Annotated in this window: 18 protein-coding genes and 2 tRNA genes; 4 read left to right on the top strand and 16 right to left on the bottom strand. The window is 54.7% G+C overall.

All coding sequences use genetic code 11. The features are described from left to right. Positions 1 to 5 precede the first annotated feature (5 nt). Together ACZ5FM_RS17510 and ACZ5FM_RS17505 are read left to right on the top strand one after the other, a co-directional pair. Positions 6 to 2,690, top strand: a complete 2,685-nt coding sequence (locus ACZ5FM_RS17510) for a sensor histidine kinase (protein WP_259147844.1) — start codon at positions 6 to 8, stop codon at positions 2,688 to 2,690. An 11-nt stretch (positions 2,691 to 2,701) separates the two neighbouring features. Continuing rightward, positions 2,702 to 3,397, top strand: coding sequence for a response regulator (locus tag ACZ5FM_RS17505; protein ID WP_259147845.1), 696 nt, complete (start codon positions 2,702 to 2,704; stop codon positions 3,395 to 3,397). 69 nt (positions 3,398 to 3,466) lie between these two features. Here ACZ5FM_RS17505 and ACZ5FM_RS17500 read toward each other — a convergent pair whose 3' ends face one another. The 4 genes from ACZ5FM_RS17500 to ACZ5FM_RS17485 all read right to left on the bottom strand — a co-directional run bounded on the left by ACZ5FM_RS17500 (position 3,467) and on the right by ACZ5FM_RS17485 (position 7,434). Further along, on the bottom strand, positions 3,467 to 4,252 hold the full coding sequence (locus ACZ5FM_RS17500) for a hypothetical protein (protein ID WP_464039340.1): 786 nt from the start codon (positions 4,250 to 4,252) through the stop codon (positions 3,467 to 3,469). Between the two features lie 416 nt (positions 4,253 to 4,668). Beyond that, complete coding sequence (locus ACZ5FM_RS17495; protein WP_275640402.1) at positions 4,669 to 5,154, bottom strand: GlcG/HbpS family heme-binding protein; 486 nt, start codon at positions 5,152 to 5,154, stop codon at positions 4,669 to 4,671. A gap of 112 nt (positions 5,155 to 5,266) precedes the next feature. Next, complete coding sequence (locus tag ACZ5FM_RS17490; protein WP_275640401.1) at positions 5,267 to 5,863, bottom strand: response regulator transcription factor; 597 nt, start codon at positions 5,861 to 5,863, stop codon at positions 5,267 to 5,269. Beyond that, positions 5,860 to 7,434: a sensor histidine kinase gene (locus tag ACZ5FM_RS17485; RefSeq protein WP_464039339.1), complete on the bottom strand. Its 1,575-nt coding sequence runs from the start codon at positions 7,432 to 7,434 to the stop codon at positions 5,860 to 5,862. Before ACZ5FM_RS17485 ends, ACZ5FM_RS17490 begins: the two co-directional genes overlap by 4 nt. 227 nt (positions 7,435 to 7,661) lie before the next feature. On the opposite strand from ACZ5FM_RS17485, the gene ACZ5FM_RS17480 reads away from it, so the two are divergent. Beyond that, positions 7,662 to 8,318, top strand: coding sequence for an ankyrin repeat domain-containing protein (locus ACZ5FM_RS17480; RefSeq protein ID WP_464039338.1), 657 nt, complete (start codon positions 7,662 to 7,664; stop codon positions 8,316 to 8,318). Positions 8,319 to 8,394: 76 nt separating this feature from the next. Here the strand turns inward: ACZ5FM_RS17480 and prfH are convergent, their stop codons facing one another. From prfH to ACZ5FM_RS17420, 12 genes are all read right to left on the bottom strand, one after another. Further along, positions 8,395 to 9,006 carry a peptide chain release factor H gene (gene prfH / locus ACZ5FM_RS17475; RefSeq protein WP_250983347.1) on the bottom strand — a complete coding sequence of 204 codons (612 nt, stop codon included), beginning with the start codon at positions 9,004 to 9,006 and terminating at the stop codon, positions 8,395 to 8,397. Further along, a complete protein-coding gene (locus tag ACZ5FM_RS17470) occupies positions 8,993 to 10,231 on the bottom strand; it encodes an RNA ligase RtcB family protein (protein ID WP_464039337.1) in 1,239 nt (412 codons plus the stop codon). Before ACZ5FM_RS17470 ends, prfH begins: the two co-directional genes overlap by 14 nt. A gap of 431 nt (positions 10,232 to 10,662) precedes the next feature. Continuing rightward, positions 10,663 to 11,853: a formaldehyde dehydrogenase, glutathione-independent gene (gene fdhA / locus ACZ5FM_RS17465; protein WP_275640397.1), complete on the bottom strand. Its 1,191-nt coding sequence runs from the start codon at positions 11,851 to 11,853 to the stop codon at positions 10,663 to 10,665. Between the two features lie 382 nt (positions 11,854 to 12,235). Beyond that, positions 12,236 to 12,325: transfer RNA gene (locus ACZ5FM_RS17460), tRNA-Ser, on the bottom strand. A gap of 255 nt (positions 12,326 to 12,580) precedes the next feature. After that, positions 12,581 to 13,750, bottom strand: a complete 1,170-nt coding sequence (locus tag ACZ5FM_RS17455) for an amidohydrolase (protein ID WP_464039336.1) — start codon at positions 13,748 to 13,750, stop codon at positions 12,581 to 12,583. 30 nt (positions 13,751 to 13,780) lie between these two features. Further along, a complete protein-coding gene (locus ACZ5FM_RS17450) occupies positions 13,781 to 14,422 on the bottom strand; it encodes a class I SAM-dependent methyltransferase (protein ID WP_312946607.1) in 642 nt (213 codons plus the stop codon). A 9-nt stretch (positions 14,423 to 14,431) separates the two neighbouring features. Next, positions 14,432 to 15,100, bottom strand: a complete 669-nt coding sequence (locus tag ACZ5FM_RS17445; RefSeq protein WP_464039335.1) for a pseudouridine synthase — start codon at positions 15,098 to 15,100, stop codon at positions 14,432 to 14,434. A 90-nt stretch (positions 15,101 to 15,190) separates the two neighbouring features. Further along, positions 15,191 to 16,051: a dipeptide ABC transporter ATP-binding protein gene (locus tag ACZ5FM_RS17440; RefSeq protein ID WP_464039334.1), complete on the bottom strand. Its 861-nt coding sequence runs from the start codon at positions 16,049 to 16,051 to the stop codon at positions 15,191 to 15,193. Beyond that, a complete protein-coding gene (locus tag ACZ5FM_RS17435) occupies positions 16,048 to 16,902 on the bottom strand; it encodes an ABC transporter ATP-binding protein (protein WP_192486696.1) in 855 nt (284 codons plus the stop codon). The genes ACZ5FM_RS17440 and ACZ5FM_RS17435 overlap by 4 nt, the downstream gene beginning before the upstream one ends. A gap of 1 nt (position 16,903) precedes the next feature. Beyond that, positions 16,904 to 17,821: an ABC transporter permease subunit gene (locus tag ACZ5FM_RS17430; protein WP_192486695.1), complete on the bottom strand. Its 918-nt coding sequence runs from the start codon at positions 17,819 to 17,821 to the stop codon at positions 16,904 to 16,906. Positions 17,822 to 17,836: 15 nt separating this feature from the next. Then, positions 17,837 to 18,841 (bottom strand): ABC transporter permease subunit, encoded by a 1,005-nt coding sequence (locus ACZ5FM_RS17425; protein ID WP_192486694.1) that lies wholly within the window; start codon positions 18,839 to 18,841, stop codon positions 17,837 to 17,839. A gap of 143 nt (positions 18,842 to 18,984) precedes the next feature. Further along, positions 18,985 to 20,583 (bottom strand): ABC transporter substrate-binding protein, encoded by a 1,599-nt coding sequence (locus ACZ5FM_RS17420; protein ID WP_192486693.1) that lies wholly within the window; start codon positions 20,581 to 20,583, stop codon positions 18,985 to 18,987. 544 nt (positions 20,584 to 21,127) lie between these two features. Between ACZ5FM_RS17420 and ACZ5FM_RS17415 the strand changes: the two genes are divergently transcribed. After that, positions 21,128 to 21,214, top strand: a tRNA-Leu gene (locus ACZ5FM_RS17415). Positions 21,215 to 21,348: the final 134 nt, after the last annotated feature.

Genomic DNA, 21,348 nt, shown 5'->3' with positions numbered 1-21,348 from the left:
ACCGCATGGCGGATACTGACCGCAACCCTGTGCGCAGACCAGATCCGGATGCCTTGCTTGCCCTTGCGGAGAAAGAACGCAGGGGCAAGCTGACCGTTTTTCTGGGTGCTGCACCCGGCGTCGGCAAGACCTACGCCATGTTGTCGCGAGCACGGCGGCTGAAGGCCGACGGTTGTGATATCATGGTGGGGCTGGTGGAAACCCATGGCCGGAGTGAAACAGCCGCTCTGATCGATGGGCTCGAAATCCTGCCGCGTATCCGGGTTGCTCATCGTGGCCGCATGCTGGAAGAGTTTGACTTGGACGCAGCTCTTTCGCGTCGGCCGCGCATTGTTATTGTCGATGAGCTGGCCCACTCCAACCCGGATGGCAGTCGGCACCCCAAGCGCTACCAGGATATTGAAGAGCTGATTGCTGCCGGCATCGATGTCTGGACGGCAATGAACATCCAGCATCTGGAAAGCCTTGCCGATCTGGTGGCGCAGATTACCGGCGTGACCGTGCGTGAGCGTGTGCCCGACACCGTGTTGAAACGGGCCGACGATGTTCTGCTGGTCGACTTGCCACCAACAGAACTGATCGAGCGTTTGAAAGAGGGTAAGGTTTATCTGCCCGATAGCGCCAGCCGGGCGGTGGATCGCTTTTTCCGCTTGGGAAACCTGACGGCATTGCGTGAACTGGCGCTGCGCCGAACCGCCGACCGCGTTGACGACCAGATGGTTGATTATCTCAGGCAAAATGCCATTGAGGGACCTTGGGCCACCGGCGAAAGGTTGATTGTCTGCATCGGCCCCGATGATCTCTCGGAAAAGGTCATTCGTGTCGCCAGCCGTCTGGCATCCGGTCTCAATGCGCCATGGATCGTCGTGTCTGTCGAACGCGCCGACCGAGAGGTCAGCAGTGCCGAACATTTCCAACGCATGGAGGCACTGTTCAGACTGGCTGAACAGCTGGGCGCTGAGACACAACACATTATCGGTAGCGACTTTGTAGAAGAAATCCTCAAATGCGCTCGTAGGGAACATGCAACGCAAATCGTCATCGGCACCGGGCAACTTCGCGGTTGGGTCAAATTTGGGGCGCAATCACTGCATGAAGCATTATCACGGCGCGCCGCAGGGCTTGGCATCCATCTGGTGACACCGGAACGCAGCGAAAAACGCGATCGAAAATTGCGTTTTCGGTTACCAAATCTGGTGGCGCTGCGGCAATCAGCACTGTTTGCCATTGGCTTTACGCTGATAACGACGGCAAGCGCGCTGATTATTGACCGTTTTATCGACCTGCCCAACATCTCCTTGTTATTTTTGCTTGCGGTTCTCGGCGCGTCCGTCACGGGCGGTTACATGGCTGCTTTTCTTGCTGCGCTGATGTGCACGCTGGCTTACAATTTTTTCTTCATCGACCCGTTCCGGACCTTCACCATTTCCACACCGCATGAAGTGTTTGCGCTGTTCATATTCCTGGCAGTGGCGATGATAGCCGGTGGTTTTGCCTCTCGTATCAAGGAGCAGGCCTCCGTCGCGCGTGTGCGGGCCACGGCCTTGCAGTCGCTCTACGATTTTTCACGCAAACTTTCGACGACCGCCAAGGCCGATGACGCCATCTGGCTGGCGGTGTCGCAGTTGCAGGCCAGCCTCAAGCGCAATGTCGTTTTGTTGCTGCCCGACAACAGCGACGTCAAGGTTGCTGCCGCATGGCCCCCGGACACGGAACTGGACATTACCGATCTGACCGCAGCCCGCTGGAGCCACGACAAACAGGAAACCGCAGGCCACGGCACCGGCACGCTGCCCAACAGCCGTTTCGAGTTTCGTCCCTTGCGAGGACCACATGGCGTGGTTGGCGTGTGCGGTGTCGAGCAAATTAGCGAGCGGCTCCATATCAATGAAGAACGTGCGCTCTCGGCCATTCTCGACCAGACAGCAATCGCCCTGGATCGCGCCCGGCTTGCAGAAGAAAGCGTGACGCAGGCGGCCAAGCTGGAGGGTGAGAAATACCGTGAAGCGCTGTTGTCTTCGATATCGCATGACCTGAAAACGCCGCTTGCCACCATCACCGGTGCGGTGACCAGCCTGAGGGAACTTGGCGACAAAATGCCGCCGGAAAGTCGCGACGATCTTCTGCAATCCATTGAGGAGGAAGGCAGCAGAATGAGCCGTTTTGTGGCCAACCTTCTCGACATGACCCGTATTGAGGCCGGGAATCTCAAACCGCGTCATGACTGGATTGATGTTTCCGACGTGGTGCATGCCTCCGCCGAACGTATCCGCAAATATTTCCCCGATCGCGTGATCGAAACCGGCATTGCCGCAGACCTTCCTCTGATCGAAGGCGACAGCGTTTTGCTGGGGCAGGTTCTATTCAACCTTTTGGACAATGCGGTAAAATATGGCGGCAAGGAACCGGTCTACATTTATGCCCGGCGTGATGGAGACGACGTTCTGGTGTCGGTAACTGACCATGGCAAGGGTATTCCACCAGAGGATCTGGACCGGGTGTTTGAGAAATTCTACCGTCGTGGAAAACCGGATGGACGCGCCGCTGGTACTGGCTTGGGACTATCCATTGCGCGCGGTTTCGTGGAAGCTATGGGCGGCCACATCCATGCCGAAAGCCCGGCCGTGAAGAAAAAAGGAACGCGCATTGTCATGCGTTTTCCGGCGGCCAAACACAAGAAAGCCTACTGACCGAGATGACCGTGACGATTGCCAATATCCTTGTTGTCGATGACGAACCGCAGATACAGCGTTTCCTGAAACCGGCACTGATGGCGGCAGGCTACACTGTCATTGAAGCCGGGACCGGAGCGGACGCCCTAAAGGCCGCGGCAACGGCCGCTCCTGACCTGATCATTCTCGATCTTGGATTGCCAGATATGGATGGCAAGGAAGTGATTGCCAGTCTGCGTGGCTGGTCGGATATTCCGATCATCATTCTGTCTGCCCGCGACCGCGAAAATGAAAAGATTGCGGCACTTGATCTCGGCGCAGACGACTATGTTGAAAAACCCTTTGGTATCGGTGAATTGACGGCCCGTATACGCAATGCACTGCGCCACCGCGGCCAGAAGGCCGACGCCATGCCTTCGGTTTTCGAGGCGGATGGTCTGCTACTGGATGTGGTAAAACGGACCGTGTCACGCGGTGATCAGCCCATAAGGCTGACGCCAAAGGAATATGATTTGCTGACCCTGCTCGCCCGCCATGCCGGGCGGGTGGTGACCCACAAGACCCTGCTGACCTCCGTCTGGGGACCGGCCCATAGCGACGACCTGCATTACCTGCGGGTGTTCATTGGCCAACTGCGCCAAAAAATCGAACAGAACCCGGTCAATCCGGCGATTATCAGGACCGAACCCGGTGTGGGTTATCGGTTGGTTGCAGATCAAGAGTAATTCGATTGGAATGTGTCACCCTGATACCGGAAACATGCAGCGTAATCTAAAAATTCAAACCTTCCACAATCAACCAGAGTATTTACGTCTAAACGCACTCCACATTATGGGTAGTCCAAAAAACGTAATGACGACAATCGAAGCTGATAGCCCACCAATTATCTGATTATTGGTGAGTTCAATAATTTTATGATCTTCCAACAAGCCGAGATCCAACAACGAGCCCAATGCGAAGCCTGACACAGCAATAACAACGCCCACTTTTTTTGCTTTGAACCCTTCAATCCGCTGCTGTTCCGCCTTTCGTCCTTCGCGGATCATATTTCGATTGAGGGTACGAAGCTCACTCAAATTGTTCTCAGTTGTTTTCAGGAGCTCACTGATTTCCGCCTTTGCCTCTTCAGTGACGGCGCACATTTCACCAAGAATCGCTCCGAGAGCTTTGCGCTGTGGGTCAAAGTTTCCCTCCAGCCATTCGGCGACTTCCCGACCAGTTGGTTTGCGAAAGGTAACCTCAAATTTTAATCTGGAATTATCTTCCGAGATTTCCTTTAAATGTCCAAGAATAGTATTACACCCAGTAATAAGATAACCTTTTTTGGACCCTACACGATCAATGCAGTAGACCCCTTCTATTAAAGTCTCATCGATGTGTTCCTCGGCGTGCGGTGCTCGCCGAATAGTTACATGCTGAATTGATTTTGACCGGATATTGAATTTTACGCCTTCAGCGTCCTGAGACCACAGGCTGAGTGTTCTCTCTTCCCGCAGTCGCTTTTTAAAAGCTTCCTGCGTGCAATCTGCTAAGTCGGTAGCAGGCTCAGATATTATTAGAGTGTGCGAACGGTCTTCCATGGCTTTTCCACAATTATAAGGTGAAAAAATAGAGGACTCGCGCTGCCAGTCAATGCCTTTAGATCGTGTTTCGTAGGTTACGATGAGCAAGTTATGAGCTGAGTAAACAGTTTATTACAAACAAAAAAAACGCTCGAAAAAAATATACCTAATCAAATTCTTAGGCCAATTTTTTGTAAATAACTCCCTCCAAAAGACAAAACAAACACGTGTCTTTTACAGTACTATTGGCTAACGACTGAACCTCGTAAGGCAAGGCATAACTGCACTAGAAATTAATGCTTTTTATTCAACAAACTGGACAGCCGATCTAAATCAGAAAAGTTCCCCCAACATGGTATTGGCGCTTCAAACGTTGGTTTGAAGCGCCATGCGAGCGCCGCCGGGGACGAGGCAGCGCTGCTGTTCAGACCTGATTACTTCAGCTGAGCCTGGACCTTGCTGATGGCGGCAACGGCGCAGGCTTCATCGAACTGGCCGCCTGGAGCACCACCAACACCAATTGCGCCAATGGTTGCGTTGCCAACCTTGATCGGCATGCCGCCGGCCAGAACCAGAAAACCGTCGATCGAGGCAAGTTCAGCAGCGGTTGGGTTCTTGGCAATGTTTTCTGCCATTGCGCTGGTTGGCATGCGGGATGACGACGAAGTGTAGGCCTTCTGGCGCGCCGCTTCCGGGGTGTGGGAACCAGCATTGTCAGCCCGCAAAAGCGCACGAAGTACACCGGCGCGGTCAACAACAGCAGCAGAAACATTGTAACCCTCAGCCGAGCAGGCTGCGACAGCTTCGCGTGCAATGGTGCTGGCCAGTTCCATCGAGATATTCTTTTCTTCGAGAACTTGGGCGGAAGCAACCGAGGTCAATACGGCGGCAGCGGTAGCGGCGAGAAGAATGCGCTTCATAGTCGGGTCTCCTTAAAACCATGTCTCGAAAGCTGCTTGCTTTCTGACGCCGGTTTTAACGGCAGCCCGGGTTTGATTGAATCCGCGGTTCCACAGGTGCACCTAGGTAATTCTACCGAGAGGCCGCGGCAACAGTCAGTCGCACGAACTCCGCCACCGAACTGGTTCCGAGTTTTTCAGCAATATTGGCCCGGTGTGCATCTATGGTGCGAGCGGAAATATCAAGTGCGCTGGCGATATCCTTGCTGGCAAAACCCTGACAGACAAGATCAAGCACCTCTCGCTCCCGGCTGGTCAGACTGGCCAGAAGACCTATGGCTTCCTGTCTTTCCAGCGTTGCCTGCAAAAGACCTTGTGCCGACTGGATCGCATCGAGCAACACATCCTCATCGATCGGCTTGCTCAGGAAGTCGCTGACACCGGCCTTGAACGCACGGCGGCAGGCGTTCACATCACCATGACCTGTTATCATGATAATTGGCCAGTCGATGTTCCGTTCAGTCAATTTCTGCTGCACCTGTAAGCCGCTGATCAATGGCATGCGCAGATCAAGCAGCAATATGCCGGGCTGCCTCGTTTCTACATGCGCCAGAAAGGTGGTGGGGTCGGCAAAGGTCTCCACCTGCATGGCGTAGGTTGAAAGCAGCAATGACAGCGCGTTACGCACAGCTTCGTCGTCATCCACCAGATAGATGCGTGTTGCAGTCAAGCGCCTGTCTCCCGTGTTTGAACCGGCAACCGGACAATGAAACAGGCTCCGCCAGCGGCATTATTTTGCGCTTCGATCTGTCCGCCGACACGTTCGACCAATGTCGAGCACAACGCCAGACCCAACCCCATGCCATCCTTTTTGGTGGTAAAAAACGGCTCGAAAAGATGCGGCAACACCTTCTCGTCAATGCCGGGGCCATTATCGCGGATGTCTATTCTTACCCAATCACCGTCCCGCATCGTTTCAATCGTGATCTGAGACCCAGCGCCATTCAGTTGTTCAATGCTGTCGGCAGCGTTACGGATGAGGTTGTTAAAGACCTGCTCAAGTTCGACCGGATCGGCCATCAGCAGCGGTAAATCGGCACCGAGTTCCCATTGCAGCGCGATATGGCGTTTGTCGAGCTCGGCGCGCATCAGCTCAACCGTATCGGCGACAACCCGGTTAACCTCGACCGCGACCGGTCTCGGTGGCCGATTACTGATATAGTCCCGCATACGCTTGAGCATATCGCCGGCCCGTCTTGCCTCACGCACATTGGACGCCAATGCCGTCTTCAAGAGGGTATTATCGATGCCTGCCTGCTCCAGCAAACGCTCGGCAGCGCGGCTCTGGCTCATCAATGCGGTCAAGGGTTGTGCGAGCTCATGGGCAATGCCGGATGCCAGCTCACCAAGCGAATTGACCCTGGCGGCGTGGGCAAGGCGCGTTTCACGCGCCAGCAGTGCGCTACGCTGTTCTGCCACAAGCGCTGCTGCCTGCAGGCGTTGAGCTTCCCGCCTCTGCCGTATGATGTAGGCGAGCAGTAAAAGCGCGGCAAGACTGATGGCGGCCACCACAGCAAGCGAAACGAAATCGACGAGGTCAAACACCGAAATCGGACGTTCCATCGTCAGCAACAGAGGCTGCGACCGGCTGTCGATCATGCGGCTGAACGACGGCATAGACAGCCAGTTGGATTTCTGATGTTCGCTGACACGTTCCATGACCACGGTGCCGTTCAATTGCAGCCGCATGGTCAGCCAGGTCGGTACTTCTTCCAGATCCACCAGCCTTTGCGGATCGATCTGCAGCACAATGGACAATGCGGGATTGGTGTCTCGTACCTTCTTGGTCAGCAGGTAATTGTCGCCAAGCGACGGAGACACATAACTTTTCCCCTCACCGGCCTTTTGCGCAAATATCGCGCTGGCAATTGGTGCGTAATCCGCAACCCTGGCATTTTCCGGAACCGACAGTACCTGTCGCACATCCGTAGCAGCAGACGGCTCCTGCCATGCCAGTTCAATTTCCTGAATAGCGGTGATGCGAGGATAAAAGTGAATGATGCTCTCGCTGACCTGTGACAGCGGCTGTATTTGCCCACCGTCACCTGCGAGGATGAGCGATACCAGTGTCGTCAGATGTGCATCATGTTGTGCCACGCGCTGCGAGATCAGACGATGCAGAAGAAACCCCGCATCATTCAGCTCATCAGTGGCCCGTTTGAGGGAGATATTGACGGAAACAGCCCCATAAAGGCCGACGCAAACGAGCCAGACAGCAAGAATGCTGATTATCCAATTCAACCGGGAATACGTGCCTTTAACCACCTCTGCACAACCCCTCATGCGCGACATTGGTGACAGCATAGGGCATAAAGTGAACGGTTCATCAAGTGTCTGCCACCGGCAATCATGCTCACGGCAGATTGATCCGACACGTCAAGCCGAGACATATCTCTGCCTTTTTAACGGCTGTAAGACGGTGGAGTGAAAACAAGGGAGTGCTTAGATTGTTGAGGACATGGCCGCTCATGCAGAGATCACTAAGGGTCGTCATCCGGGCAATCGCTCTTTATAGCGTGATGGTGGGAGCGGCAATGGCGGACACAAAACCAGATCTGTTGGAACTCGTGCGAGGCGGTGACCATCCTGCCATCGCATCGACAATCAAAGCCGGTGCTGCATTGGAGCTACGCGATGCGCGTGGCCAAACTGCGTTACTGATTGCCACCCATGCCAATGATGTCGAGTCGGCGAAAATGTTGATCGAGGCGGGAGCTGACGTCAACGCAAAGGACGCTATTCAGGACAGCCCCTATCTCTACGCCGGTGCGCGTGGGCACCTGGAAATTCTGCGATTAACGCTTTCGCATGGTGCTGATCTGAAAAGCACCAACCGCTATGGTGGAACGGCGCTGATACCAGCCTCGGAACGCGGTCATGTCGAGACAGTGAAAACGCTGATCGACGCAGGTGTTGATATCGACCACGTCAACAACCTCGGATGGACCGCACTGCTTGAGGCGATCATTCTGAGCGATGGCGGCCCAAAACACGTCGAAATTGTCAAACTGCTTGTCGATGCAGGTGCCGATAAAAATATCGCCGACAATGATGGCATAACACCGCTTCAGCATGCGCAAACCCGGGGTTATCAGCAAATCGTCGATATTCTCGAAAGCAAATAATACTGATGATTGGGCCGTGCACAAAACCCGTCATCTTGGCGCACCAGTTACCTACCGATGCGCCAAGATATTGCGGCTACAGCCTGAAGGTTTTTACGGCATTGCCACGCTCGATTGAACGATTGGCAATAAAACGCTCCGATTTTGCCGTGACGGTTTTCCTGTCCTGAAGATGCTGAAGCATGGAAGCCAGTCGTTTCACCGCCAGAGCCTTGTTGCGGTGTTGCGACCGCTCATTTCTGGCAATGACGCGTAATCCCGTCGGAGTGTGGATTGCACGCACGGCACTATCGGTGGTGTTCTGGTGCTGACCGCCTGGACCTCCGGCTCTGAGCGTTTCAAAGCGTAGGTCCTTGGCATCAATTTCGACATCTTCGCCGACATCAAGGTCAATTTTTTGCACCGAAACAAACCAGTTCTGGCGTTTATGGCCCGGCCGAACAGGGCTCTTGAACAGGAACTTCACAGTGCCACAATAGTCCGCAGCCAGTTGTGCAGCCGCCTCTCCTTCAAGGTTCAGCAGAGCAGACTTGGGACCATGTGCGTCAGGCATCGGCCCCATGTTCAATTCACACAGGCAGTTGTTTTCGCGCGCCTGCCTCTGAAGAATATCCAGCAACGCTTTGACAGCGATGCGGCATTCCGTCGGTCCATTGCCTGACGTAATCAACAGATCAATAGCGGTCATCTTTATGACCTCCCTTTTTGTGGCCTTCCTTGCGACGGTGATCGGGTTTGCCAGTATGTTGGGTAACGCCATCCTCCCCCACTGCCTTTTTGTAGGTAACAAGCGGGCGCATGGCCGCAAGGCTGTCGATCAGCCCCTCGGCCTGCAGGTCCGTTACCACTTGTCCCGCATCCTTGTACGCGGATGAGGCTTCCTCGATGACCAGATCACGATCATCGCAGATCGCCACGCCACCCCAACTGTTGCGCAAGAGGCCGTCCCGTTCCGACCGTGTTTTGCCAACGCGACCGTGCATGGTGGCACGGTCATATTTGCGCCCGGCACCGTGGGAAATGCCGCCTAGGGAAACACCAACCTTGTCGGTTGCCTTCACGACATAGCTCAGTGTCGCCCGCGATCCTGCGATGGGAGCAATCTCTCCCGGCGTTACGGCTGCAGCGCCCTTGTAGTGGACGAAACCATCTGATGTTCTGCGAACCAGATTATGCGGCACATCCGCCACAAGACGAAGATCGGCGTTGAGTAGAGAAGCTGCCTTTTCGGCGATCATGCGTCGATTGAGCCACGCCCAGGTTACGCATTGATCGTGCTTTTCCAGCCATGAAACCGCAGCGTCAGTGACGGCGTCAAGGCCATGTACCAGGTCTGGTATGTGTGCATAAATGCTTGAAAACACATCTGCACCCAAACCACGGGAACCGGAATGAACAAGCAGATATGAGCTCTGCTTCTCCAACGCAGCCCCCTCTACGTCGCCGAGCAGACTTTCGACCGCCTGCAGCTCACAAAAGTGATTGCCGCCGCCGATCGTCCCCAAGGCGTGCGAGAAGAGGTCATTTGGCAGGTCGATGTCGCCAAGCCTTTGCGATGCATCGTCAGTCTTGACGCTATCCATGCGACGCAGCCGGTTTGCCGCCTTGTCCAGCTTAAGCTTGCGGACCGGAAGATCCAGCTCGAACAAAGACATGCCGCAGCCGATGTCGTTACCGACCAGCAGCGGATGCAGCCTTTCAGACAGCAGGGCAACACCGGTTGCACCGTACTTGCCAGGATGAAGATCAGGGAATGCCGCGACGGCTTTGACACCCGGCAAACGCGACATTTTTTCAAGCTGGTCGAGAGCTGCACCCTCAATCCAGCTTTTGCTGGAGAAATAATGATGAATATTAGCCGGCAAACGTGCTGGCTCGTGGGAAGCAAAAGCGTCCCCGGAAAAAGTGCCCATGAATGATAACTCTGGATACGTGTTCGCTATCCGCCGTCGATGACAGCGGTTGGAGCGACCTAAGTCAGCTTATACTGAGCTAGACCGAGGCCCCGATGGGGCGTGAGGAGATATTTTGCATCGATCCGCTCCCTTTCCAGAAATCAAGATGCTGTGCTTATACGCGAGTTTTGCGAGATTGCAACTCTCCGGTGACAAAGGGGCGACCCGGAGTCTATCGATACGACGCCCCCGCGATATTTAGAGCCATGTGCGGATGCCCAATAGAATGCAACGCATTTCTCCTTAATGGCCGTGGGAACACCTAAAGTACTGATATGATGATCCATTCTCCATCGCGTTAGATGATGGCATAGCTGAACTGCTGTCCTTAGTCCGACCTCGTTACTGAGGCGGACAAGGACAGCGAGACGCAAGGCTGCTTGAGACGATCAGGCAGCCTTCATCAGGTCACCATGAGGGTCCAGCACATATTTTACTGCCGCGCCCTGATCAAAGTTTTCATAGCCCTGCGCGGCGTCATCAAGCGAAATGATTTTTGCATTGACGATGTCGGCGATTGGCAGCCGGTCGTGAAGGATGGCTTGCATGAGCTGACGATTGTATTTCAGCACGGGCGTCTGGCCAGTGTGGAAAGACTGCGCCTTCGCCCAACCAAGGCCCAACCGAAGGGACAAGCTACCCTTTTTGGCAGCATCATCGACCGCACCAGGATCTTCCGTGACATAGAGGCCCGGAATACCGATGGAGCCTGCCGCACGGGTGATCTCCATCATCTGGTTCAGAACGATGGCCGGCTGTTCGCCGCCCGAATGGCCGCGGGCCTCAAAACCGACGGCATCAATGGCACTATCGACCTCATCCGTTCCTGTAACCTGTGCGATCATCTCGCCGAGACGATCGCTTTTCGACAGATCAATCGGCTCGAAGCCAACCTTGGCAGCATGTGCAAGGCGTTCCTTGTTAAAATCCCCGATCATTACGACCGCTGCACCGAGAATACGCGCTGAAGCCGCTGCCGCGAGACCCACCGGACCGGCGCCTGCTACATAGACGGTCGATCCGACACCAACCCCCGCTTTCACCGCACCGTGAAAACCAGTCGGTAGAATATCGGACAGCATTGTGAGATCGCGGATTTTCGATAGAGCTCTGTCGCGATCGGGAAATTTCAGCAGATTGAAATCGGCATAGGGAACGGTGACGTAACGGGCCTGGCCACCGATCCAGCCGCCCATGTCAACATAGCCATAGGCGCCGCCCGCGCGTGATGGGTTAACGGTCAGGCAGACGCCAGTGTCCTGCGACTTGCAGCAGCGGCAACGGCCGCATGCGACGTTGAACGGCACCGAGACGATATCGCCGATGTTCAGCATCTCGACATCGACACCCTTCTCGATGACCTCACCCGTAATTTCATGGCCAAGGACGAGACCTGGCAAGGCCGTCGTGCGACCGCGCACCATATGCTGGTCGGACCCGCAAATATTGGTAGAGATGACTTTCAGGATGACTCCATGCTCGATCCGACGCCCGTCCGGTGCCTCGAGCTTGGGATCGTCAATATCTCTCACCTCGACCTGGCCCGGCCGCAAATACACGACACCTCTGTTTCTGCTCATTCCCATTCCTCCTCTGGGTTTAGATTCGAAACTGTTGCTGCTCGGCTGGCAATTCTTTCGACACGGCAGTTCAGCCGGGTTCGAAACCTTTTCCTCCACGAAAAGATTATGCCAGATCGGCAGTACAACTCAGCCCTGCCAGCAGAACATCAACCTCTCTCATCGACTGCCGTGAGAACGACATGGAGAGACGAAATGGCGACGAAGGTCGATTAACGACGGGATCGAACTTATGTATCGGCTGTCGCAACCATGTCGTGCGTCCAAATTGCTGCCGACGGTCGCGTGGCGCTATCTTAAGAAATAGCGCGTGACGATAGATACAGATCAGTTTTGGCTATTATTTGATAATGAGGGAAATGCCTTATATTGAAGGCTGTTATGGCGGAGAGGGTGGGATTCGAACCCACGATACGGTTGCCCGTATGCCGCATTTCGAGTGCGGTGCATTCGACCACTCTGCCACCTCTCCGCGGACACAGGAAGCCATAAAGCTTCAAGTGCGGCGTTCTCATAACGGGCAAAACGGGAGCGTGCAAGGGGTAATGTGCAGTTCGTGACGAGTTTATGTCGAAGCGGTCAAGAAAACTGCGCCCATCCCGCTCATGTTGGTGCAATCACCTCGACATCAGCCATCAGAACATCATCACTCTCTCGTTTCTGTAACCACTGATGAGATGATGGCTGACACCGATTCTGGTCATTTTGTTCGTGACCATATCCGTTGTTATCCATTGATATTGCGGATGATCCGCATAAAAATCCGGGCGCCAATATCAATCAACTCATCGGGAAAGTCGTAGTCCGGATTGTGCAGATTTGCGTGGCTCTGCCCAGCCCCCAGAAAAAACATAGCAGACTGTGAAACAGCGCCAAAACGTCCAAAATCTTCTGATCCGCGCATCGGTAGAAAATCCTCGGTATAGGGAATGTTCTCGGCCTTTAGTGCGGTTATGATATGTGCGGTCGCCTCGGGCGAATTTTCGCAATGCAGGAAAATATCATCGTAGGCTATGGAAAATTTCAGACTGTTTTTATTGGCAATATCTGTGACGAGCTCTTCCGCCTGAGCGCACAGGGTATCCATATTGTCATCCGACAATGTGCGCAATGTCGCCCAAAGCTCGGCATCGGCAGGGGAAATGCCAAAGGCGGCTTCACCCATACTGGCATGGGTGACGTTGACCATGCGAAAGTCGGCACCCGGCAAAAATGGCTCGTCGGCCTTTGGCAGCCCTACACCCAGTTTAACCAGCGCAGGCATCAACTCTGACAGTGCCAGCATCGGTGAGATGCCTTGTTCCGGTGACGATGCATGGGCAGTTTTGCCGCTGAGGCTGATCTTGATGCCACGCGAGGCATAGTTGACCACGCCTTCCATGATGCTGACATGGCCAAGTGGCAAGCCGGGCAGATTGTGCAGTGAAACGGAAACGTCAGGCACAATCTCGGCGAAACGCGGATCAGCCAATACAGCGGCGGCACCAGCGCCGGTTTCTTCTGCCGGCTGAAACATCAGGATAACGCGGCCCTTTTGCGGCCTCTGCCGTGAAAGTCCAAGGCCCAGCGACACAAGAATGGTGGAGTGCCCGTCATGTCCACACAAATGGCCCTTGCCATCACTTTGTGAGCTGTAGGCAAGACCGGTCTTTTCAAAGATCGGCAAGGCATCCAGCTCGGAGCGAATGAGCAGTGAGGGACCGGGTTCACGACCTTCGAAGATCACAGCCAGACCATGGCCGCCCAGACCTTCGATGATCCTTTCCGGTTTCATCTGCTCAATGTAAGTGCGGACGCGCTGCGCGGTCTCTTTCTCTTCTCCGGAGACTTCCGGAAACCGGTGCAGCTCCCGGCGAAATGCGGTCAATTCAACAAGGTCGTCATTGCTTAAAAACATCAGAATACCTTACTTTGTTGCGGGCAAGCGCTACCCCTGCCCTGTTGCCGTTTCATCCGTCTTTCCAAAGATCATGAACACGTCATAACGTGTATTTTTACCTTCGATCTGATGATTGGGTTTCGGCAGACCGGGCATCGGGTCCGCCTTTTGTGGCCATTTGAGAACCACACGCTTTTTTGCAACGCCAAGCGCCACGCGCATCAATTCGGCCTGGTCATCGTCTGCGCCGACAATGTCGCGGAGATCGCGCATTTCCTTTTTGACGAGTGCGCTGTTGTGGCGGGGAGGATGCATAGGGTCGACCAACACGACGTCCGTTTCCAGCCCGGGCAAAAGCAGTCTGGAGTCGCCGTGCAGCAGGGTCATGCGGCCCACGGTCTCAGCGTAGCGACCACCTTCGGCCATTGCGGCCTCAAGTCCTGCCGCCAGTAGCGCATGCATCTGCGGCGACCGCTCGATCATCGTGACATTGGCACCAAGTGAAGCAAGCAGAAAGGAATCGCGGCCGAGACCTGCCGTTGCATCAACGATAGTCGGTAAGCGCCCCTTGGTCAGCCCTACAGCCTTTGCCAGGGCCTGTCCCCGCCCCTCGCCGGCGCGAAAGCGGTGACCGACAGCGCCACCGACAAAATCCACGACCAGATCTGTGTTGTTTGGTTCCTTGCTCACGCAGCCACCTCAAAACGGACACGTAACGCGAAACGACACATCACGTCCGTCCGGGTGACGAAAACCGATTTCCTCGGCATGCAGCAACAAGCGATCCGCTGCATCAAGCGCGTCACCACTGGCGTAGAAAGCATCCCCGAGAATTGGGTGGCCGATCGCCTGCATGTGAACGCGCAGCTGGTGGGTGCGGCCTGTCAACGGGTGCAGCTTGACCCGGGTAGCCGGTAATGGCAGGCGGTCCAGCACATGCCACTCGCTCTGCGCCGAACGGCCATTTTCATGGTCGACGCGGTGGCGCGGTTTGTTGTCCTGATCAATTGCCAACGGAAGATCAACTAGGCCGCTTTCTTGCGCAAGATGCCCCCAGACAACGGCTATGTAGGATTTGCGTGTCGTGCGGTTTTCGAACTGGGCAGCAATGGTAGCGTGCGCCTTGCGGTTCAACGACATCAGGACAAGACCGGAGGTGTCCTTGTCCAGCCGGTTGATCATCAATGCCTTGGGAAACTGCTTTTGAACGCGGGTCGCCAGACTGTCGTAAAGAACAGGGTCACGCCCCGGCACAGACAAAAGGCCACTTGGCTTGTCGAGGACAAGAATGTCGTCATCCCGGTGGACGATGGACAGGTATGGCTCCAACGGCGGCGTATAAACAGGGTTTGAAAGAGTTGTGGGCATGCCACCCTTTACCACGGTTTGTGCCTGTTTTGCCTTGGATAATTGAATGCCGGGTGCCGCTTTCGCACAGCACCCGGCATTTCTTTTCGATTATGCGCGCTGTTCGCGGGCGCCAGCCTTGGCTGCCATGCGCTTGCGAATGCTTTCGATATCCGCCTGCGGCGTGGCCGCAAACAAGGTGCGGGTGTATTCGTGCTTCGGATCCGAGAAGACCTCTTCACGCGTGCCGTACTCCACCGCTTCACCAAAATACATCACCATGACTTCGTCAGCGATGTATTTCACCACAGAAAGATCGTGGCTGATGAACACGTATGTCAGGCCAAACTCGTCCTGCAGGTCAGCCAGCAGGTTGAGAACCTGAGCCTGAACCGAAAGGTCGAGCGCCGATACCGGTTCGTCCAGCACAAGTAGCTTCGGGTTCAGCATCAAGGCACGCGCAATGGCGATACGCTGGCGCTGGCCACCGGAGAACATGTGCGGATAGCGATTGTAGTGTTCCGGACCCAAACCGACCTTGATCAGCATTTCCGTTGCACGTTCACGACGCTCGGCAGATGACATCTTTGTATTGATGAGCAGAGGCTCACACAAAACATCGCCGATCTTCTGACGCGGGTTCAATGAACCGTATGGGTTCTGGAACACGATCTGAACCTTCTGGCGCATTTCCGCCGTCAGATGGCCTGGGCGGGTATCAACCGTCTTGCCATCGATCAGCAGTTCACCAGAGGTCGGCTCGTCGATGAAGGTCAGCATGCGGGCAAGCGTAGACTTGCCGCAACCGGATTCACCGACGATTGCCAATGTTTTGCCGGCTTCCAGCTTAAAGGACACACCTTTCACGGCATGGATTGTTCTGCCTTTTTTGAGCATGCCGCCCGGCAGTTCATAATCCCTCTTCAGGTTGCGAATTTCCAGCATGGTCTTGTTGGATTGGTTCGCTGTCATGCTGTTTCTCCCGCAGGCGTTGGTGCGCCATCGAAAAATGCGGAAACGGTCGTCAGCCGGTCACCTGTTGCATTTTCCGGCAATGCGGCAAGCAAAGCCTTGGTATAGTTGCTTTTCGGGTTTTCGAAGAGGGTCAGCACGTCGGCCTCCTCCATCTTGCGCCCCTTGTACTGCACGACCACGCGGTCAGCCGTTTCCGCCACGACACCCATGTCATGGGTGATCATAATCAGACCCATGCCGTTCTGCGCCTGCAGCGACATCAGCAGATCGAGAATCTGCTTCTGGATGGTCACGTCAAGCGCCGTTGTTGGTTCGTCAGCAATCAGAAGTTTGGGGTTGCAGGCAATGGCGATGGCAATCATCACACGCTGGCACTGACCACCGGACATCTGGTGCGGGTAATGCTTGAGCCTTTCAGCCGGATCAGGCAGGCCAACCAGCCGGAACAGTTCGAGAGCACGTTCACGACGCTCCTTGCGGCCAAGACCAAGGTGAATGCGCAGAACTTCCTCGATCTGGAAACCGACGGTGAAGCAAGGGTTCAAGCTTGCAACCGGCTCCTGGAAGATCATGGCAATATCCTTGCCGATCAGCTTGCGGCGTTCCGCAGCAGACAGCTTCTGGATATCCTTGCCCTGAAACAACATACGGTCAGCGGTGATGCGCGCAGTCCACGGCAAAAGGCCCATGACAGCCAGCATTGACACCGACTTGCCGGAGCCCGATTCACCAACGATGGCGAGAACTTCACCCGGATCGACCGAAATCGAAACGCCATCAACAGCCTTGAACCAGCCATTGGCGGTTTCAAACTCAACGGTGAGATTATCAATTTGCAGAAGTGCCATATCAGGACCTCTTCAGTTTCGGGTCAAGCGCATCACGCAAACCGTCGCCCATCAGGTTGATGGCAAGAACGGTGATGAGAATGGCAAGACCAGGGAATGTAACAACCCACCATGCGCGCAGAATAAATTCGCGTGCTTCGGCGAGCATCGTGCCCCACTCCGGTGCAGGAGGCTGAGCGCCCATACCAAGGAAGCCGAGAGCGGCCGCATCGAGAATGGCGTTGGAGAAGGACAAGGTTGCCTGAACGATCAGTGGTGCGGTGCAGTTCGGCAAAATGGTGCGGAACATCAGGCGGAACGGACCAGCACCGGCCAGACGTGACGCGGTGACGTAGTCACGGGTCTTTTCCGCCATGACGGCAGCACGGGTCAAGCGCACGAAGTGTGGCTGCAGAACCAGCGCGATCGCGATCATGCCGTTGGTCAGGCTTGGTCCGAGAATGGCAACCAGAACCAGAGCCAGCAGCAACGATGGAAACGCCAGGATGATATCCATTAGGCGCATGATCATCGTATCGACCCAACCACGGTAATAACCGGCGATGACACCGATCACGATACCGCTGGTGAGCGACAACGTGGTGACGAACACACCAATGAACAGCGAATACTGCGCACCGTAGATCAGGCGGGACAGAATATCGCGGCCAACCGGATCTGTGCCGAGAAGATATGTCAGGCGTCCGCCTTCCATCCATGACGGTGGAACAAGAATAGCATCACGATACTGCTGGAACGGCGAATGTGGTGCGATGATCGGTGCGAAAACAGCAACGATAACCAGAGCAATGAAAACATAGAGACCAATGACGGCACCCTTGTTTTCAGAAAAATAGAACCAGAACTCCTTGAGCATCTGGCGACGCATCGCAGAGGCGGAAACCGGCTCTGCGGATTTGGAAATGGCGGTATCGGCCATGGGAATTTCTCCTTCTTAGTGCCGGATACGTGGATTGATGAGGCCATACAGAACATCAACGATAAGGTTGACGATCATGATGATGCCCGCAATCAACAACAAACCACCCTGAATGACAGGGTAATCACGGCGGAAGACCGAATCGACCATCCACTTGCCGATGCCCGGCCAGGAGAAGATCGTTTCGGTGAGGATAGCGCCAGCCAACATCACGCCGACCTGAAGGCCGATGGTGGTGATGACAGGGATCATGGCGTTACGAAGCGAGTGAATGCCGATAACGCGGAAGGGCGACAGGCCCTTGGCGCGTGCGGTACGGACGTAATCCTCCGACAGCACTTCCAGCATGGCCGAACGTGTCTGGCGGGCGATAACAGCCAGCGGAATGGTGGCCAAAACGATGGATGGCAGCGCCAGGTGGCTGAGAGCCGACGCAAATGCGCCTTTCTGGCCAGATAGCAGCGAGTCGATCAGCATGAAGCCGGTAACAGGCGGGAAGAAGAACATCAGCGAGATGCGTCCTGACACCGGTGTCCATTGCAGGATACCAGAGAACAGGATGATCAGCAGAAGCCCCCACCAGAAAATCGGCATGGAGTAACCAACAAGAGCAACGCCCATCAGGCCCTGATCGAAGACAGAACCACGCTTGATGGCGGCAATGATGCCGGCCGGAATACCGATAGCGATAGCCAGCACGATCGCACAGAAGGACAGTTCAACCGTTGCCGGGAATAGTGCAAGAAACTGGCCGAGAATAGGCGATTTGGACACAATGGATGTGCCGAAATCGCCAGTGAGGACGCCGCCAAGGTAATCCAGATACTGGATGACCAGCGGGCGATCCATGCCGAGCGCAGCACTGATCTGTGCGTGGCGCTCTGGGGACATGACGCGTTCACCCGACAGCAGGGCAACCGGGTCACCCGGAAGCAAGCGAATGAACAAAAATGCAACGATAGAAACCCCGATGAATGTCGGGATGAGCACAGCTATGCGCCGTACAAGGAAGCCAATCATAGTAGACCTTCGATCTGTTCCTTCAGGAACCTGTTCGTTGGTAGGTGTGGCGATTTTGCCTACATCTTAATTTGTCGGAACTGCACAAAGCAAATGCCGCGCGCCTTTATTAAAAGGCACGCGGCACGCTTAACGATGACAGCTTACTCAGCGATGTCCACATTTTCGAATGTGAAGTCACCCAGCGGGCTCTGAACGAAGCCGCTGACTTCCTTACGCATCGGAACGATGGACAGGGAGTGGTCGATGGTTGCCCAAGGAGCTTCCTTCTTGAAGATAACCTGAGCTTCTTCATAGAGCTTGGTGCGCTCAGCCTGATCGGTCGTAACCTTGGCCTTCTTCACCAGATCGTTGAACTCCTTGTTGCACCACTGCGCACGGTTGTTACCGCCAACAGCTTCGCAGCCGAGAAGTGTGTCGAGGAAGTTGTCTGGATCGCCATTGTCGCCAGTCCAGCCTAGGAATACAGCGCCGTCACGGTCCTTAGCCTTTGAACGGTCGAGGTATTCGGCCCATTCGTAGGACACGATCTCAACCTTTACGCCGATCTTTGCGAAGTCGTCCTGGATAACTTCAGCAGCGCGACGTGCGTTGAGCATGTAAGGACGCGAAACCGGCATTGCCCAGACCTTCATGGAGAGGTCCTTCACGCCTGCTTCTTCAAGCATCTTCTTGGCAGCGTCGAGATCGTAAGAATCATCTTCGATCTTGTCGTTGTAAGACCACATTGTCGGTGGGATCGGGTTCTTGGCAGGCGTTGCCATGCCCTGGAACACTGCATCAACGATAGCTGGCTTGTTGATAGCCTTGTTGAGCGCCTTGCGGACTTCGACCTTGTCAAACGGAGCCTGCGTTGTGTTGTAGGCGAGGTAAGCAACGTTCAGGCCTTCCTGTTCCATAACCTGCAGGTTTGGATCAGCCTTCATGGACTGTACGTCAGCAGCGTTCGGGAACGGCATCAGGTGGCATTCGCCAGCCTTGAGCTTCTGGTAACGAACAGCAGCGTCGGTGGTGATCGCGAATACGAGATCGTCAACCTTAGGCGCGCCGCCCCAGTATTCCTTGTTAGCCTTGTAACGGATAACGGCATCCTGCTGGTAACCGACGAATGCGAACGGACCGGTGCCAACTGGCTTCTGGTTCAGCTGTTCCTTGGTGCCGTCAGCAGCGAGCTTGTCGGTGTATTCCTTCGAAACGATCGAAGCGAATGGCATCGCAAGGTTTGCCAGGAAAGGTGCTTCAGGACGGTTCAGGGTGATCTTGACCGTCATGTCGTCGACTTTTTCAACCGACTTGATCAGCTCTGGGAAGCCCATGCCGGCAGCATATTCCCAGGATGTACCAGCAACATACTGGTGCCATGGGTTGTCAGTCTTGATCTGGCGCTCGATGGAGAAAACAACGTCATCGGCGTTCAGTTCACGGCTTGGCGTGAAGAAATCAGTTGTCTGGAACTTTACGCCCGGACGCAGCTTGAAGGTGTAAACCGTGCCGTCTTCCGAAACTTCCCAGCTTTCAGCAAGACCAGCAACTGGCTTGGTTGTGCCGGGCTCGAATTCGAGCAGGCGGCTGTAAACAGTGTGTGCAGCGGCGTCAAAGGTGGTGCCGGCGGTGTAGAGGCCCGGGTCAAAACCTTCTGGAGAACCTTCGGAGCAGTAAACGAAGGTTTTCGCGCTTGCTACATTGGCGAAGCATGTTGCAGACAGCAAGGCTGCCGCAATGAGGCCAATTTTGGAATTCATGTATAGCTCCCACTTTTATGTTCCCGTTTGTGCCAACAGACGGGAATGGTTGAGTCATTATCGTAATTTCAGTCTGTTCCGATGCCGGAGCCACAACACGGGAAGAGCTTCACAAGGCAGTTTCCGTTTTGCTGTTCCAGCCTCGCTGCCCCCATTGCCAAAATAACGGGCGCTGTAACCGAAAAGCTGTCTTAGCATCACGAGAGGCAGAGGCGGAAGCCCCCTTTTTGCCTAAAGATATGATTTATTCTGTTACAACCAGAGATTCCTGTATCGATACAGGCCAGCCTTATTTAAGGCTCTGATATGTGAGGGAATTGGTGCCACGCAAAACCAGCATCTTGGCAAATCAGGCAAAACGCAGAATCCGCATAAAACAAGGGCTTAGAGGCTGTGCAAAACCATGCGCGGAAATTTTCACGTAAAAATACTATTTATTTTCAATTAGTTGAATCGCCAATCCGTATGACTGAAAACAATTTGTCATAAAAAATAAAAAAGTCCGTTGACATAGAGCGCTGCTCGCCGTACATCGCTCTCCGTCGCCCAGATGGCGGAATTGGTAGACGCGCCAGCTTCAGGTGCTGGTACTCGCAAGGGTGTGGAGGTTCGAGTCCTCTTCTGGGCACCAATTTCTTGATTTAGTTATCTAAATCAGCCTGCAAAAAAGCTCCGGTCTCCGGAGCTTTTTTGCGTTTAGGGCCTAGTTACTCCTCACAGCCTGTCTGAAAATGATAGATTTCGACCAATTCGAACCATCGTTTT

The organism is Agrobacterium sp. 5Ca50, assembly GCF_055381905.1.
This window is presented reverse-complemented; position numbering and strand designations above follow the sequence as displayed.